Below are 15,757 nucleotides of genomic sequence, written 5' to 3' on the forward strand. Positions count from 1 at the left end.
CAAAGTTATGGGGAGACTGTCACTAAATAGAAAAAGTAACGTGATAGTAAGGCAGTATCAACCAAACTATCACGTTTTTACTTTCATTTAGCAGAATTATTGTGATTTATTCCTCTCTTAATATCTGTTCGATGGATTTGCAGATGGCATATTGACTTGCTGTCATGGAAACGTTTCTTCTTATCCTTGAAAGAGAAGAGGAAAGACAACTTGAAGTTATGAATTTCTCTGTTCCATCCTTTTTGATACTGGTTAAGAAGCGACCTTCTCCCATGACATATTGCCAATTATTGTTTATCAAATGGTATTGAGCCATAGCGTCAAACAGTACGGCTACATTACGTACATTCTTTACACGGATAGATGCGTCCAAGTCGCACTTGAATAGGCGACACAACTCGCTACGCACATCACTGTTGTCGGCAAAATCAAATATGTCGTGACTTTGGACAAGTTCTACCAACAAATCCATCTGTCTGTCTGACAATTGGCATCCCAAAGTGAGGATGGACGATTTCTTTCGGGTAAGGATTGGCAGACCAGTACCCACATGTTGAAGAAACAACTCAATAAGTTCCTGCTTGGAATAATCTTCTTTTTTCTTGATTATTGACACACACTTAGAGTCTCTAAACAAAGTACCAATAATGCCAATTGCCATCTGTCGCGAGTTCTTACAACGTGCACAATCACAGTCAATATATTGGTGACTGCGCTCAAATAGTTCTATGAAGTACTCTGTCTTCATATGATTCTTTTCAGCTTGAAGATACCAACTTCTTGCGATCTCAAACAACTCATACAGTTCTCTGTAGAAGTCTTCTGTACACTCCACATGTTTGTGGACACGCTTGCTCTCTTCAAAAAGAGAGAAGCCAAAAAAGGCTGTCTTTTTTCATTTTTATCTGTTTATTGTTATAAATGTTTGGTTTCCACGAAAGGTTAAAGTGCCAAAACAATAGCATCATTACATAGAATGTTGAAAATGAAAGGCACTAAAAACCACCTGTACAATAAAGGACTTATTGATACAAGTGGTCTTCTATACTAAGTGCTTACAAATGATAATCACTATTCATCTATGTCCAACTTAAAAGCTTCTGTAGCTTCATCTTTCTTCTTGTCAATTACTTTTGCGTAGATTTGCGTGGTTTTTACATTGGTATGCCCTAACATTTTGCTTACGGTATATATGTCTGTACCGTTAGCCAATTGTAACGTTGCATAGGTGTGGCGGAAGCAATGAAAGGTGATGTGCTTGGTAATCCCTGATGCTTTTACCCACCGTTCCAAAGGCCTAGATATCCATGAAGGGTCAGGCAGTCCGGCAAACACCAACAGTTCTCCGTCTTTCTTGCGCTCACCGCAAAGCTTGTATGCCTGTGGCGATATAGGCATGTATTCAACGCCCTTAGTCTTCTGCTGAGTGAAATTGAGACGGTACCCACCATTGTATTCTTCAACCTCTGACCATTTAAGCTTTTGAATATCGCTATGTCGCATTCCTGTCAGTGCAGAGAACAAGGCTGCCCGTTTTAGTATATCATCACACGGAGTCTTTGCCAATATATTAAGTTCTTCCAGTGACAGATACTCTCTTCGAGCACTCTGAAACATGATATTTTTAGCCTTGGCAGCAATATCACAATTCAGATAGCCATCCACGAAAGCTTGTTTGAGTGCCGCCTTGAAGATAGAGAAGTACGTCGATGCCGTATTCCTTGAAATAGTTCCTTTCTTAGAACCACCCTGCGGTGCCTTTATCAAGAAGGAACGGAATGCCTCAATATACTTCATGTCAATCTGCGAGAACTGTATGTAGTCACACTTGGCAAACATTGACAACAGTGTGTGCAATCTGCGCCAGTTGACAACTATCGATTCTGACGCAGTTTCCTCTCTTTCTTTGATTAACTTCTCAATATACTCCAGAACATTGCATTTTGAGCGTTCGCTTTGTTCTGCCATTTCCATTTGCTGGTCAGTAAAGAGAGCCATGTTGTCGTACTCTTTTTGACGCAGGACTCGAACGCCATCCGCATAAAGGCAAGTTTCCATATCTTGCTTGGATTTACACTGAATAACGCCATTGTCATCTCGCTTGGGCTTGTACTTTATTCTACCAGCAACGGCTCGCTCGCTTCGTCGTTTATCCCATATAGGGGTAGTAATAGACCTCCTGAGATATTCACGCACTCGTTTGGGTTTGTCATTTCCCGTCTCATAAACAGGATAAGCTTCAAGATAGATGAACCACTCATCTCTCCACTCACTTTTCTTTAATTTGACGGAGACTTTAGTATAATCTAATCTTTTCATAATGGTTTTATATCTTTATAAAGTTTGTCTATTGATTCCTTGTGAGCATACACATAATTACCGATTTGCCGGGTCGGTATTGAGTATTTTCGTATATGAGCATACACGGTGCTGTCATCCAGATGAAATTTCTTGGAAATCTCACCTATTGTATAGCAATCCTCTGGTTCCATGCGGTACATGGTAACTGGTTTCCTTGGCTTGGTGTCAAGCGGAGACTGTCTTAACGGAAACAGATTCATTAGTTCTCCTTTGCATACAAGTCGTATTCCTTTCTCTGGCTCAATGAAGGAAATCTTTTTCATGTAGATGAGCCTATAAATGGTTGAGCGGCTTGCACCAAACATAGCATACGCTTCCGTTATGCTGATATACTCTTTAGACTTGGGCATATTGCTTACAATCTTGTCCAGTTCAAGTTGGCGTTTTTCTTCATCATGCTTACGCTTCCACGCCACCTTGGAGCATTTGGGTGAACAATACCAGGACTCCAAAGTCCTTGCGAAGAACTCTTCTCCGCACACAGGACATTTCCGTACTATCTTATACTTTGCTACTGCCATAATTCATTCATTTTGTAGTTCTTAATATCTATTCTTCTCATCATATCTACTTTTTCTTACAGGTACAAATAAGGTACAGATGTTTATAATAATAACGCAAAGATAGCAATATTATTGTGTACGGCCAAAAACAAGAAAAGCGTGTAACTCATTGAGCTACACGCTTTCCATTTGATATTGTATTCTTATTTCTCTATGTGCTTATTTCACTTCCTCAAAATCAACATCAGTTACCTGATCGTCTCCTCCATTATTGTTATTCCCAGACTGCTGAGCTCCACCTTGTTGAGCATTCGTTCCTGTTTGTTGTTGAGCATTAGCCTGAGCATTATACAAATCCTGGGCAGCAGCCTGCAATACAGAATTCAATTCGGTAGAAGCAGCATCAATGCCTGCAATATCTTGAGCTTTATGAGCCTCCTTCAACTTAGCTAAAGCTCCTTCAATAGCACTCTTCTTATCTGCTGGAATCTTATCACCCATTTCATTTAGCTGCTTTTCAGTCTGGAAAATCAACGAGTCTGCGTGATTCAATTTATCGATACGTTCTTTCTCTTTAGCATCATTATCTGCATTAGCAGCAGCTTCTTCCTTCATCCGTTTGATTTCTGCGTCGGTCAAACCGCTCGAAGCTTCTATACGTATACTTTGTTCTTTGCCAGTACCTTTATCCTTAGCAGATACATTCAATATACCATTAGCATCGATATCAAATGTAACCTCAATTTGAGGTACTCCACGCATTGCAGCAGGAATGCCATCCAAATGGAACCGACCAATAGTTTTATTATCTTTTGCCATAGGGCGTTCACCTTGCAATACATGTATTTCTACTGAAGGCTGATTATCTACTGCCGTAGAGAATACTTCCGACTTACGAGTAGGAATGGTCGTATTAGCATCAATCAATTTTGTCATTACGCCTCCCAAAGTTTCGATACCTAAAGATAATGGAGTAACATCAAGTAATAACACATCTTTCACATCACCGCTTAATACTGCCCCTTGTATCGCAGCACCTACAGCAACAACCTCATCTGGATTAACACCTTTTGATGGAGCCTTTCCAAAGAATTTTTCAACTATAGCTTGAATAGCCGGAATACGAGTAGAACCACCCACCAAAATAACTTCATTAATATCTGAAGCACTCAGCCCTGCATCTTTCAATGCTTGACGGCAAGGTTCTATCGTAGCCTGAATCAATTTATCAGCTAACTGTTCAAATTTAGCACGCGTCAAAGTTTTTACCAAATGTTTAGGAACCCCATTTACCGGCATAATATACGGTAAATTAATTTCGGTAGATGTGGCACTTGACAACTCGATTTTAGCTTTTTCTGCAGCTTCTTTCAGACGTTGTAAAGCCATAGGATCTTGACGTAAATCGACACCTTCATCATTCTTAAACTCGTCAGCCAGCCAGTCGATAATTACATGGTCAAAATCATCACCTCCTAAATGAGTATCTCCATTGGTAGATTTTACTTCAAAGACACCATCTCCTAATTCCAGAATAGATATATCGAATGTTCCACCACCCAAATCAAATACAGCTATTTTCATATCTTTATTCGATTTGTCCAATCCATACGCCAAAGCTGCAGCCGTAGGCTCATTGACAATACGTCTTACATTTAACCCTGCAATCTCTCCTGCTTCTTTAGTAGCTTGACGTTGTGAATCGTTAAAGTAAGCCGGAACTGTAATGACGGCATCCGTTACTTCCTGCCCGATATAATCTTCAGCAGTTTTTTTCATTTTCTGAAGAATCATTGCTGAAATTTCTTGAGGAGAATATAATCGTCCATCAATATCTATACGTGGAGTATTGTTATCACTCTTTACTACTTTATAAGGCACACGAGCCAATTCACCTTGCACTTGGTCATAAGTTTCCCCCATAAAACGCTTGATAGAGAATATGGTACGCGTAGGATTGGTAATAGCCTGACGCTTAGCAGGATCACCCACCTTACGCTCACCACCATCAACAAATGCTACGATAGAAGGAGTCGTACGACGACCTTCACTATTCGCAATAACAACCGGTTCTGTCCCTTCCATTACAGCCACACAAGAATTGGTTGTTCCTAAGTCAATTCCAATAATTTTTCCCATTGTTCTATATTTTTTAATGTTTAATTTCTTTATTTTTTTATCTGCCCTATCTCTGAATTTTATTTCCTCGTATCGAACAGACACTTCTTATTACTCAAATTGTATGCCAAATCAATATTCGTAAAAAATAGAAATTTTTGTCAGCTTTCATTTGTTACAAAATTTAAGATTGTCAGATTTTACTGTCTATTTGGCAGAAAACTCTCAATAAAGCCAATAAACATCAGATAAACACTCACTTAGTGATATAACAATTTATTTAAAGAAAAATTTCTCTATTCAAATGAAATATTTTATATTTGTAGCGAAAGGGTGGTTAAGAAAATGAGTACCACCCTATTTTTATTGTTTAACCATAAAAATGCATACATTATGAATTTAACACACATCGAGCATTTAGGCATTGCCGTAAAAAGCATCGAAGAATCACTTCCATATTATGAGCAAGTTTTAGGCCTAAAGTGCCATTCTGTCGAAGAAGTTGCTGACCAAAAAGTAAAAACAGCATTTTTTAAAATAGGACAAACTAAAATAGAACTCCTTGAGCCAACCAGTGAAGAAAGTACCATAGCCAAATTTATTGAAAAACGTGGAGAAGGTATCCACCATATAGCATTTGCAACTGATAATGTTGCTGACGCTTTAGCTGAAGCTGAAAGCAAAGGTGTGCGTCTAATTGACAAAGCTCCTCGAAAAGGTGCAGAAGGCCTGAATATTGCTTTTCTCCATCCTAAATCAACTTGCAGTGTGTTGACAGAATTATGTGAAGACCCGAATAAAAAATAAACTAAAACATAAATACCATGAGTAATCAACTTGAAAAAGTAAAAGAACTCATCGCACTTCGCGAACAAGCCCGTTTAGGAGGGGGAGAAAAAAGAATCGAATCTCAACACAAAAAAGGCAAATATACAGCTCGTGAACGTATTGCCATGTTGCTTGACGAAGGTTCGTTCGAAGAAATAGATATGTTCGTCCGTCATCGTTGTACAAACTTTGGTATCGACAAAGACAGTTATCTGGGAGACGGCGTTGTTACGGGAACTGGTACCATAGACGGTCGCTTAGTATATGTATTCGCCCAAGACTTTACTGTATTCGGAGGTTCTTTGTCTGAAACTTTTGCTATGAAAATATGCAAACTGATGGACCAAGCAATGAAAATGGGTGCTCCAGTTATTGGTATTAACGATTCTGGTGGAGCTCGCATACAAGAAGGAGTAAATGCCCTTGCCGGTTATGCAGAAATTTTTCAACGTAACATTTTGGCATCTGGGGTCATACCCCAAATATCTGGTATTTTCGGGCCATGTGCCGGAGGGTCAGTATATTCACCTGCTCTGACCGACTTTAATATCATGACTCGCGGAACCAGTTACATGTTCCTGACCGGACCTAAAGTCGTAAAAACCGTTACCGGAGAAGATGTTACCCAAGAACAACTGGGAGGAGCCAGCATACATTCTACAAAATCTGGAGTAGCTCATTTTGCTGTAGACACTGAAGAAGATGGACTAAATCTCATTCGTCATCTCCTTAGTTTCTTACCTCAAAATAATATGGAAGAACCTCCCCTTATGTCATGCGAAGATCCTATAGACCGTTTGGAAGACGGACTAAACGATATAATTCCTGATGATCCGAACAAAGCATATGACATGTATGAAGTTATCGGAGGAATTATCGATAATGGCGAATTTCTTGAAGTGCATAAAGATTATGCACAAAATATTATCGTAGGTTTCGCTCGCTTTAATGGACAGGCTGTCGGTATTGTTGCCAACCAGCCTTGTAAAATGGCCGGAGTTCTCGACATTAATGCATCCCGCAAAGCTGCTCGTTTCGTGCGTTTTTGTGATGCATTCAATATACCCTTAGTCACCTTAGTCGATGTTCCAGGATTCCTACCAGGAACCGGTCAAGAATATGGAGGAGTAATCTTGCATGGAGCAAAACTCTTATATGCCTATGGTGAAGCTACTGTGCCAAAAGTAACGATAACTTTACGTAAGTCTTATGGTGGTGCGTATTGCGTTATGAGTTCCAAACACCTTCGAGGAGATATTAATTACGCGTGGCCAACTGCTGAAATTGCAGTCATGGGACCTGCTGGAGCCGTTGAAATTATCTTTGCTAAAGAAGTCGCAGCTTCAGAGGATCCTAAATCTACCGCAGCCGAGAAAGAAGCAGAATATAAGAAAGCTTTTGCCAATCCTTACAATGCTGCTCGTTACGGATACATAGATGATGTTATAGAACCACGTAACACTCGATTCCGTATTATCCGTGCTCTGCAACAGCTACAAACCAAAAAGCTTTCTAATCCGGCAAAAAAACACGATAATCTGCCATTATAACCTATTAAAAACATAAATTATGATAAGGAAAATAATAGGAAGTATAATACTGAGTATCGGGCTGGCCAGTGGGACTTATGCACAATCGACATCAGCACTTCGTATCAATGAGGTCTTGACAAACAATGTCTCAAATTACATGGATCCATTCGGAAATCGAGGTGCTTGGATCGAAATATATAATAATTCTGCTGGGACGGTACAAATGGCTGGATGCTTTATTACCAACGATAAGAACAATCCCAAAAAATATATGATTTCAAAAGGAGACCTAAGGACTCAAATAGGTCCTCGACAAGTCGTTTTACTTTGGGCAGATTCTTATCCTCACCACGGTACATTCCACACTAATTTCAGCCTCGACCCAGATAAAGAAAATTATATAGCTCTTTACGACGCAAGCGGTAAAAACTTAATAGACGAAGTTACTGTTCCGGTGCTGGAAGCCGATCAAAGTTTCGGTGCACCACAAGACGGAGCAAGAGATTTGAAAATTCTACCACATCCAACTCCTGAAGCTTCGAATTTTGTTATTAATAACAATCCGAAAGTTGACAAATTTGCAGAACATGACCCTAACGGTATAGGTATGGCTGTAACAGCAATGTCTGTAGTTTTTTTAGCTCTAATATTGCTTTATCTCGTTTTCCGGGTAATTGGAAAAATCTCAGTCAGATTAAGTACTAAACGAGCTATGAAGGCTCAAGGTATTTCAGGCAAAATAAAAGATGCAAGAGAAGAATCCGAAATACCAGGAGCTGTATTAGCCGCAATCACAATGGCATTAAATGAACATCAAGGCGGAGATCATGATTATGAAGAAACTGTGTTGACTATCCATAGAGTTACTCGTAATTACTCTCCTTGGAGCTCAAAAATATACGGCTTACGTGAAGTTCCTCAAATAAAAAAGAGATAATTTGAATAACTAAGATACTCTCTACAAGCAGAAGATATTTTTAGAGTGTCAAATATAAAATATGCAACATGAAAGACTATAAATTTAAAATAAACGGTAATCTCTATAAAGTTTCAGTAAACAGCGTTGTAGATAATATTGCCGAAGTTGAGGTAAACGGAACCCCTTATAAAGTTGAATTAGATAAACCTGCTAAAAAACAAATACGTCCATTAAAACGTCCTCAAGCTGCTCCTACTACTCCAACCGGAGAACCAGTAGTCAGTCGCCCCTCTTCACCCAGTGCTGCAGGAGCTGTCCGGACACCTCTTCCCGGTGTAATATTGGAAGTTAGCGTTAAAGTTGGAGACACTGTAAAACGCGGTCAGAAAGTCATGATACTGGAAGCCATGAAAATGGAGAATGTCATCAATGCCGACCGTGATGGGAAAGTGATAGAAATCAAGGTTAATAAGGGTGATTCAGTTCTCGAAGGTGCCGATTTACTAATTATAGAATAAGCGTATGGAAAATGAATTTATTCAATTCCTAAGTGGAAATATAGAAGAGTTTCTTACCTATACGGGATTTGCAAATTTCGAAATAGGGAACCTCATCATGATTATATGTGGTATCATTTTCATTTATCTTGCTATTGCTAAAGAATTTGAACCGATGCTGCTTATTCCCATTGGATTCGGTATACTGATAGGCAATATACCATTTAAAGATGCTGGATTACAATTAGGAATATATGAACAAGGGTCTGTCCTCAACATATTATACCAAGGAGTAACTCAGGGCTGGTATCCCCCTCTGATTTTTTTAGGCATTGGAGCTATGACGGACTTCTCCGCTCTTATTTCCAATCCTAAACTAATGCTCATTGGTGCAGCAGCCCAATTCGGTATCTTTGGAGCTTATGCTATTGCTTTAGCTATGGGATTTGAACCTAACCAAGCAGGTGCCATTGGTATTATTGGAGGAGCCGATGGTCCTACAGCTATATTTTTATCTTCAAAGTTGGCGCCTAATCTAATGGGAGCAATTGCCATCTCAGCCTATTCATATATGGCTTTAGTTCCCGTAATACAACCACCTATTATGCGGCTACTAACCACTAAAAAAGAGAGGCTTATCCGTATGAAACCACCTCGTGTAGTATCCCATACAGAAAAAGTTATCTTTCCGATTGCCGGATTGTTATTGACCTGTTTCCTTGTTCCATCCGGTCTTCCTCTTTTAGGTATGTTATTCTTCGGAAATCTATTAAAAGAAAGCGGAGTAACTCGTCGTTTAGCAGAAACAGCCCGTGGTCCATTAATCGATGTCATTACCATTTTGTTAGGACTTACAGTAGGTGCATCCACACAAGCCTCTCAATTCCTAACAGCCAACTCGGTAAAAATCTTCATTTTAGGGGCAATTTCCTTTATTATTGCTACTGCCGCAGGAGTTCTGTTCGTTAAATTTTTCAATCTATTCTTGAAAAAGGGTAATAAAATCAATCCTCTAATTGGAAATTCTGGTGTATCAGCAGTTCCTGACTCGGCGCGTATATCCCAAGTTATCGGTTTAGAATATGACCCGACAAATTATCTTCTTATGCATGCTATGGGCCCAAACGTAGCCGGAGTTATTGGGTCGGCCGTTGCTGCCGGAATTTTATTGGGATTTTTAGCTTAAAAAAATAATTAAAAAAACAAAAATCATAGAGAGTAAATACTCTCTATGATTTTTGTTTATCCATAATATCCTCACCAAATCGTTTATCTCTCATATATAAAACTTAAAATCCCCATTTTTGGGTATTGTTTACTCTTTTTGCCAACCATAACTTTGTATTATAAAAAAGATTTAAACTCCTTTTTTAATGCAAATACCCAAAGACAACATACGAAACAATATTCTTAAAGCTGCAGAAAATATATTTTTGGAAAAAGGATATTCAAAAACTTCCATGAGAGAAATTGCAGCAAAATCAAATGTCGTACTTAGCAATATTTATAATTATTTTAAAAACAAAGACGAAATATTTTGCCAGATTGTAAGACCGGTAACTTATGCATTTGATAAGATGCTCCACGAACATCATGGTCATAGTAGTGCCGACATTTTAGAGTTATATTCTGACTCATATCTCCTTTACGTTATCCAAGAATATATATACATAATACATCAACATCGTAATTTGTTGAAAATTTTATTTTTTTGTTCACTAGGTTCCTCCTTAGAAAATTACAAAGAAGACTTTACCAACCGTTCTACACTTTTAGTAAAAGACTATCTTCAAAATATGAAAGCCAAACATCCTCAACTAAATATTGATATATCAGATTTCTCAATCCACTTACATACCGTATGGATGTTCACACTGTTTGAGGAAATTATTATGCATAAAATAAGTCCTGGAGATACAGAACAAATTATAAAAGAATATATACAATTCGAAGTAATAGGATGGAGAGAGCTTATGAAAATATAAGTTCTCTTTTTTTTTGAACAAAATAGAACATCGTTCATTTTTGACAAACTAAAAATATATATAAATGAAAGAAAAATTTGAATTCCAAAATGTAGTTGCAGAGACATTACTCATTCCTCTTTACATGCGGGCAAAGGAAAGCAAACGCAAAAGTCAAGACATCATCATATCAGACCCTCTTGCCGAGAGTTTGGTAAATAATATTGACTATGATTATTCAAAATTTGACAATGCTTGGATGAGTGCCTTGGGATGTGTTATCCGAGGACGCTTATTCGACCAAAAAGTTCAAGAATTTATTTTGAAAGAAGAACACCCCATAACCGTAAATATCGGATGTGGTTTAGATACTCGCTACCAAAGAATAAAAGAACGAAAAAATTGTATTTTTTACGAAATCGACCTTCCTGAAGTAATAGCCATACGAAAACATTTTATCCCAGAACCCAAAAATGATTTTTATATAGAGGGCTCAATTTTGGAAAATAACTGGATGGATAAATTAAAGGAAAAACATCCCGACAGCCATTTTATTTTCACTATGGAAGGTGTTATGATGTATTTTTACGAAAAACAAGTTATAGATATTCTAAAAAATCTGGCTAATCGCTTTCCTGGCGGAGAAATTTATTTCGATGTATGTGGCCCGATGATGGTAAAAACCAAATTAAAACCAGATTCCTTACGCAAAAATGAGGCTCAAATACGAAGCGGAATTTCCAATGGGAAAATAGTAGAAAAATGGGTTCCTCAACTCGAAATAACAGGACAATGGTTATATCAGAATTATGCCAAAAAACGTTGGGGAGTATCCGGTTATATCTTCCGGATGTTTCCGAAATTTACTTGCAAATTCAGTTCTATATTAGGGTATAAAATAAAAAAATAATGAAAAAGAAAACAGGAATTGCCCGGCTTTTCGAAATCGCCGGCGAACGTAAAGGTTTATTGATTCTATCTGGTATATTATCAGCGGGAAGCGCTGCATGCATGCTTATACCATATCTGGCAGTGTATCAAATACTGAGTAAATTACTATATTATAATACCGATTTGAATCATATAGACAGTAATATATTGATACATTGGGGGTGGATCGCATTTATTGGCCTAATAATAGGTTTAATCCTTCTCTATGCTTCTCTAATGTTTTCCCATGTTGCAGCCTTCCGTATTCTTTACGGACTACGTATAAAACTTGCGGAACATCTCGGAAAACTTTCGTTAGGCTATCTGAACAGTTCCTCAACAGGGGCCATAAAAAAAACAATGGAACAAAATATTGAAAAAATAGAAACTTTTATTGCACATACCATTCCTGATTTAGTAAACGTAACAGCTACTGTAATATTAATGTTCTTCATTTTTTTCTCGCTTAACGGCTGGATGGCTACCATTTGTCTCACTTGTATTATACTAAGTATAGGGCTACAATTCGCTACATTCTTTGGGAAGAAGGCAAATGAATTTATGAAAACATATTTCGATACCCAAGAACAAATGAGTGCTTCTGCTGTCCAATATGTAAGAGGAATGCCAATAGTTAAAATCTTTGGACAAAGTGTCCGTTCCTTTTGCCAGTTCAATGAAGAAATCGAAACCTACAAAAGATACGCCCTGAAAGTATGCGATACTTATCAACCAGGAATGATTACATTTACAGTACTACTTAATTCTCTTGTCACATTCATTATACCAGCTGGATTACTACTACTAAGTGGCAATCCTGAAAACATAGCTTTAGCCACCGTTTGGCTTTTTTTTATTATTATGGGACCCGGTGTAGCATCACCGATTTACAAACTTACATTTTTAGGGTCTGGCACAAAAGAAATAAACGAAGGCGTCAATCGCATTGATAATATCTTTGCTGAAAAGGTTGTTTCAGAAACTCCATATCCTAAAATACCAACATCTTATGATATAGAATTCAAAAATGTAAGTTTCGCATATAAAAACATAAAAGAGGGTACCAGAACAGAAGCCCTGAAAAATATTTCATTCGTTGCGAAACATGGAGAAATAACTGCTTTAGTAGGTCCTTCAGGCTCTGGAAAATCAACAATTGCCAACTTAATACCCCGTTTTTGGGATATTATTTCTCAAGGAGAAATATCTATCGGAGGTATCAATATCAAAAATATCGAAACTCGCCAATTAATGAACATGGTCTCCTTTGTTTTTCAAGATACATTTTTGTTTTTCGACACTTTATATGAAAATATTCGAGTAGGGCGTCCCGATGCCACTCAAGAAGAAGTCATCGCTGCAGCACAAGCCGCCCAGTGCCATGACTTTATCCAAAATCTGCCCAATGGATATAATACAACTATTGGAGATACAGGTGTATACCTATCTGGAGGAGAAGCCCAACGAGTATGTGTTGCAAGAGCTATACTGAAAAATGCTCCAATACTGGTTCTTGACGAAGCAACAGCTTTTGCTGACCCTGAAAACGAATACAAAATGCAGCAGGCATTACAACATTTAATAAAAGATAAGACCGTTATTATTATTGCACACAGATTATCATCCATTATATCTGCACAACAAATCTTAGTATTAAAAGATGGTACATTGGTACAACAGGGGCGCCATGAAACACTAAGTACAATAGAAGGAGTTTATAAAAAAATGTGGAATGCCTATACTGAAGCTTTCGCTTGGCAATTAAATAACAATCAAAAATAAACTAAAAATCATGAATGCAATAAAAAATATTTCGGTAGGTCATACCGAACGACTCTATAAACCAGTGGGTTATACTATGCTCGCTAACTTGGTCAACATTATTCCGTTTTGTCTTTCCATAGAAGCTGTAAATGTCATATTCCGAGCTTTCGACGGGACCAATACATCTCTTGACATAACTCGGTTATGGTCTATATTCATTATATTAGTCCTATATATGATTATTATGGCTATAGCAGAACGTGCCTCCTATCGAGCCAATTTTCGTGGAGCGTATGAAATGAGCGCAGAAGGACGCATTAGTCTGGCAGAGCATCTCAGAAAACTGTCCTTAGGATTTTTTTCTCGTCATGATCCGGGGGATTTATCGTCCATGTTAATAACAGACTTTGCCATGGCGGAAACAGGTATTTCCCATCATTTACCACAGTTAATGGGAGCATTAGTTATGCCAATATTAGCTTTTTTCACTTTACTTTGGATAGATTGGCGTATGGCTATAGCCATGTTTATTGCCTTACCTCTGGCTATAGGTATCCTCTTGATAAGTACAAAAGTACAACAAAAACTAAGTAATAAACAAATTGAAGCTAAAATCAATGCTGGTAATCGGTTAGAAGAATATTTACAAGGCATTCGTGTTATGAAGGCCTATAATTTGGTAGGCGACAAATTCATTCGACTCAAAGATGCCTTTTCTCAATTGCGGCGTGCCTGTATCCGACAAGAAGCTATCCTCGGTCCATTCATACTATTTTCTGTTACTGTGATTCGCTCTGGCCTGACTCTAATGATACTATGTGGCACATACCTGCTCATCGGCGGAGATATTTCAATACTGACCTTCGTTTTATTCCTTATCGTAGGATCAAGAGTATTTGATCCACTAACTTCAGCCTTAACTAACTTCGCTGAATTTCGTTATTTCTCTATTGCAGGAGGCCGTATTCTTCAATTGATGAATGAACCAGAAATGACAGGAAACAAAGAAGCTCCCCAATGTGGAGATATAATTTTCGAACACGTATCATTTAAATATCAGAAGAAAGAGGTTCTTCACGACATCAATACATCTATGCATCAAGGAACATTAACAGCTTTAGTAGGGCCTTCTGGTAGTGGGAAAAGTACATTGATGAAGTTATGTGCCCGGTTTTACGACCCTCAACAAGGGAAAGTATTGTTTAATGGAATCCCTATGTCAAATATTGACCCAGAATCTCTAATGAAACATATCTCCATGGTTTTTCAGGATGTTTATTTGTTCAAAGATACAATCAAAAATAATCTTCGATTTAGTAAACCCGATGCAACTGATGAAGAAATAATAGCTGCTGCTAAAAAGGCCTGCTGCCATGAATTCATCTTAAAGCTTCCCAATGGTTATGATACGATGGTTGGTGAAGGAGGGTGTACCTTATCCGGAGGAGAAAAACAAAGGATATCCATTGCAAGGGCTATCTTAAAAAATGCGGAAATTGTACTACTGGACGAAGCAACTGCCTCTCTTGACCCTGAAAATGAAGTTGACGTGCAAAATGCTATAAATTCCCTCATTACAGGACGAACCGTTATAGTTATTGCCCATCGCTTAAAAACTATCAAAAATGCAGATAAAATCATCGTATTGGATAAAGGTCTGATTGTTGAACAAGGTACACATAATGACTTGATAAATAAAAATGGACTATATTGCAAACTTTGGACAATTCAGGAAAAAACAGCCGGTTGGAAACTATGATGGCACACTTCTATTTCCATCTGTCCAACGTAATATGTTAATAAAAAAATATGCAACCAAGTTGCATAAAAAATCCTGTATATTTGTGTCACATTTATACAAAATCAAACGTATAAATTGTCTAAATTATTAGCCATGTCAACAGATCAATGTGTAGACAAATTAAAGAACAGGGGTATAAAACCAACGGCAGCTCGCATCATAGTTTTCAAAGAACTGTCCAAGCAGGAAAGTCCGGTATCTCTTCTTGAATTAGAAACTTTAATCGACACACTCGATAAATCTACTATCTCTCGGACTTTATCAGTACTCCTTGAACATCACGCTATTCACGCATTCGAAGACGGAAGTGGATCTACTAAATATGAAATATGTACCAGTGAAAGCAATTGCCCGATACAAAACCGACATATACATTTTTTTTGTGAAGAGTGCCGGCATACATTCTGTCTGGACAACATACATATTCCCATAGTACAACTCCCTCAAGGTTTCGTCATGGATAGTATCAACTATACCGTTAAAGGTATCTGCCCTTCTTGCAACTCAAAACGGTAAGATACAAGAAACGATTAACAGCTT

14 protein-coding genes are annotated in these 15,757 nt (G+C 37.9%); 10 read left to right on the forward strand and 4 right to left on the reverse strand.

Translation table 11 applies throughout. The features are described 5' to 3' along the window. Positions 1-106: 106 nt before the first annotated feature. From Cop2CBH44_RS05985 to dnaK, 4 genes are all read right to left on the reverse strand, one after another. The gene (locus Cop2CBH44_RS05985; RefSeq protein WP_005812872.1) at positions 107-748 is read right to left on the reverse strand and encodes a hypothetical protein; all 642 of its coding nucleotides are present in this window, start codon (positions 746-748) and stop codon (positions 107-109) included. 323 nt (positions 749-1,071) lie between these two features. Beyond that, positions 1,072-2,319, reverse strand: coding sequence for a site-specific integrase (locus Cop2CBH44_RS05990; RefSeq protein ID WP_005812874.1), 1,248 nt, complete (start codon positions 2,317-2,319; stop codon positions 1,072-1,074). Then, positions 2,316-2,882 (reverse strand): hypothetical protein, encoded by a 567-nt coding sequence (locus Cop2CBH44_RS05995; protein WP_005812876.1) that lies wholly within the window; start codon positions 2,880-2,882, stop codon positions 2,316-2,318. The genes Cop2CBH44_RS05990 and Cop2CBH44_RS05995 overlap by 4 nt, the downstream gene beginning before the upstream one ends. A 201-nt stretch (positions 2,883-3,083) precedes the next feature. Further along, entirely contained in the window at positions 3,084-5,003 is a 1,920-nt protein-coding gene (dnaK, locus tag Cop2CBH44_RS06000) for a molecular chaperone DnaK (RefSeq protein ID WP_021931523.1), read from the reverse strand. A gap of 372 nt (positions 5,004-5,375) precedes the next feature. On the opposite strand from dnaK, the gene mce reads away from it, so the two are divergent. The 10 genes from mce (at position 5,376) to Cop2CBH44_RS06050 (ending at position 15,733) form a co-directional block, all read left to right on the forward strand. Next, entirely contained in the window at positions 5,376-5,789 is a 414-nt protein-coding gene (gene mce, locus Cop2CBH44_RS06005) for a methylmalonyl-CoA epimerase (RefSeq protein ID WP_200755707.1), read from the forward strand. A 17-nt stretch (positions 5,790-5,806) separates the two neighbouring features. Then, positions 5,807-7,360, forward strand: a complete 1,554-nt coding sequence (locus Cop2CBH44_RS06010; RefSeq protein WP_021931521.1) for an acyl-CoA carboxylase subunit beta — start codon at positions 5,807-5,809, stop codon at positions 7,358-7,360. Positions 7,361-7,379: 19 nt separating this feature from the next. Next, on the forward strand, positions 7,380-8,279 hold the full coding sequence (locus tag Cop2CBH44_RS06015) for an OadG family transporter subunit (protein ID WP_021931520.1): 900 nt from the start codon (positions 7,380-7,382) through the stop codon (positions 8,277-8,279). Between the two features lie 68 nt (positions 8,280-8,347). Then, a complete protein-coding gene (locus Cop2CBH44_RS06020) occupies positions 8,348-8,779 on the forward strand; it encodes a biotin/lipoyl-containing protein (protein ID WP_021931519.1) in 432 nt (143 codons plus the stop codon). A 4-nt stretch (positions 8,780-8,783) separates the two neighbouring features. Further along, positions 8,784-9,944, forward strand: coding sequence for a sodium ion-translocating decarboxylase subunit beta (locus Cop2CBH44_RS06025; protein ID WP_021931518.1), 1,161 nt, complete (start codon positions 8,784-8,786; stop codon positions 9,942-9,944). A gap of 187 nt (positions 9,945-10,131) precedes the next feature. Further along, positions 10,132-10,743, forward strand: coding sequence for a TetR/AcrR family transcriptional regulator (locus Cop2CBH44_RS06030; RefSeq protein ID WP_021931517.1), 612 nt, complete (start codon positions 10,132-10,134; stop codon positions 10,741-10,743). Positions 10,744-10,807: 64 nt separating this feature from the next. Beyond that, on the forward strand, positions 10,808-11,632 hold the full coding sequence (locus Cop2CBH44_RS06035) for a class I SAM-dependent methyltransferase (protein WP_021931516.1): 825 nt from the start codon (positions 10,808-10,810) through the stop codon (positions 11,630-11,632). Beyond that, positions 11,632-13,434, forward strand: a complete 1,803-nt coding sequence (locus Cop2CBH44_RS06040; protein ID WP_021931515.1) for an ABC transporter ATP-binding protein — start codon at positions 11,632-11,634, stop codon at positions 13,432-13,434. Before Cop2CBH44_RS06035 ends, Cop2CBH44_RS06040 begins: the two co-directional genes overlap by 1 nt. Positions 13,435-13,444: 10 nt before the next feature. Further along, on the forward strand, positions 13,445-15,175 hold the full coding sequence (locus Cop2CBH44_RS06045; RefSeq protein WP_021931514.1) for an ABC transporter ATP-binding protein: 1,731 nt from the start codon (positions 13,445-13,447) through the stop codon (positions 15,173-15,175). Positions 15,176-15,310: 135 nt separating this feature from the next. Next, positions 15,311-15,733 carry a Fur family transcriptional regulator gene (locus Cop2CBH44_RS06050; RefSeq protein WP_021931512.1) on the forward strand — a complete coding sequence of 141 codons (423 nt, stop codon included), beginning with the start codon at positions 15,311-15,313 and terminating at the stop codon, positions 15,731-15,733. The last annotated feature ends 24 nt before the right edge of the window (positions 15,734-15,757 follow it).

The organism is Coprobacter secundus subsp. similis (genome assembly GCF_015097275.1).
Lineage (GTDB): Bacteria > Bacteroidota > Bacteroidia > Bacteroidales > Coprobacteraceae > Coprobacter > Coprobacter secundus.

Excerpts from the sequence above, each read along its gene's own strand:
- Cop2CBH44_RS06050 (WP_021931512.1), top strand. The coding sequence starts at position 15,311 with ATGTCAACAGATCAATGTGTAGACAAATTAAAGAACAGGGGTATAAAA.
- Cop2CBH44_RS06015 (WP_021931520.1), top strand. The coding sequence starts at position 7,380 with ATGATAAGGAAAATAATAGGAAGTATAATACTGAGTATCGGGCTGGCC.
- mce (WP_200755707.1), top strand. The coding sequence starts at position 5,376 with ATGAATTTAACACACATCGAGCATTTAGGCATTGCCGTAAAAAGCATC.
- Cop2CBH44_RS06020 (WP_021931519.1), top strand. The coding sequence starts at position 8,348 with ATGAAAGACTATAAATTTAAAATAAACGGTAATCTCTATAAAGTTTCA.
- Cop2CBH44_RS06010 (WP_021931521.1), top strand. The coding sequence starts at position 5,807 with ATGAGTAATCAACTTGAAAAAGTAAAAGAACTCATCGCACTTCGCGAA.
- Cop2CBH44_RS06045 (WP_021931514.1), top strand. The coding sequence starts at position 13,445 with ATGAATGCAATAAAAAATATTTCGGTAGGTCATACCGAACGACTCTAT.
- dnaK (WP_021931523.1), bottom strand. The coding sequence starts at position 5,003 with ATGGGAAAAATTATTGGAATTGACTTAGGAACAACCAATTCTTGTGTG.
- Cop2CBH44_RS06025 (WP_021931518.1), top strand. The coding sequence starts at position 8,784 with ATGGAAAATGAATTTATTCAATTCCTAAGTGGAAATATAGAAGAGTTT.
- Cop2CBH44_RS06035 (WP_021931516.1), top strand. The coding sequence starts at position 10,808 with ATGAAAGAAAAATTTGAATTCCAAAATGTAGTTGCAGAGACATTACTC.
- Cop2CBH44_RS06030 (WP_021931517.1), top strand. The coding sequence starts at position 10,132 with ATGCAAATACCCAAAGACAACATACGAAACAATATTCTTAAAGCTGCA.
- Cop2CBH44_RS05995 (WP_005812876.1), bottom strand. The coding sequence starts at position 2,882 with ATGGCAGTAGCAAAGTATAAGATAGTACGGAAATGTCCTGTGTGCGGA.
- Cop2CBH44_RS05990 (WP_005812874.1), bottom strand. The coding sequence starts at position 2,319 with ATGAAAAGATTAGATTATACTAAAGTCTCCGTCAAATTAAAGAAAAGT.
- Cop2CBH44_RS05985 (WP_005812872.1), bottom strand. The coding sequence starts at position 748 with ATGAAGACAGAGTACTTCATAGAACTATTTGAGCGCAGTCACCAATAT.
- Cop2CBH44_RS06040 (WP_021931515.1), top strand. The coding sequence starts at position 11,632 with ATGAAAAAGAAAACAGGAATTGCCCGGCTTTTCGAAATCGCCGGCGAA.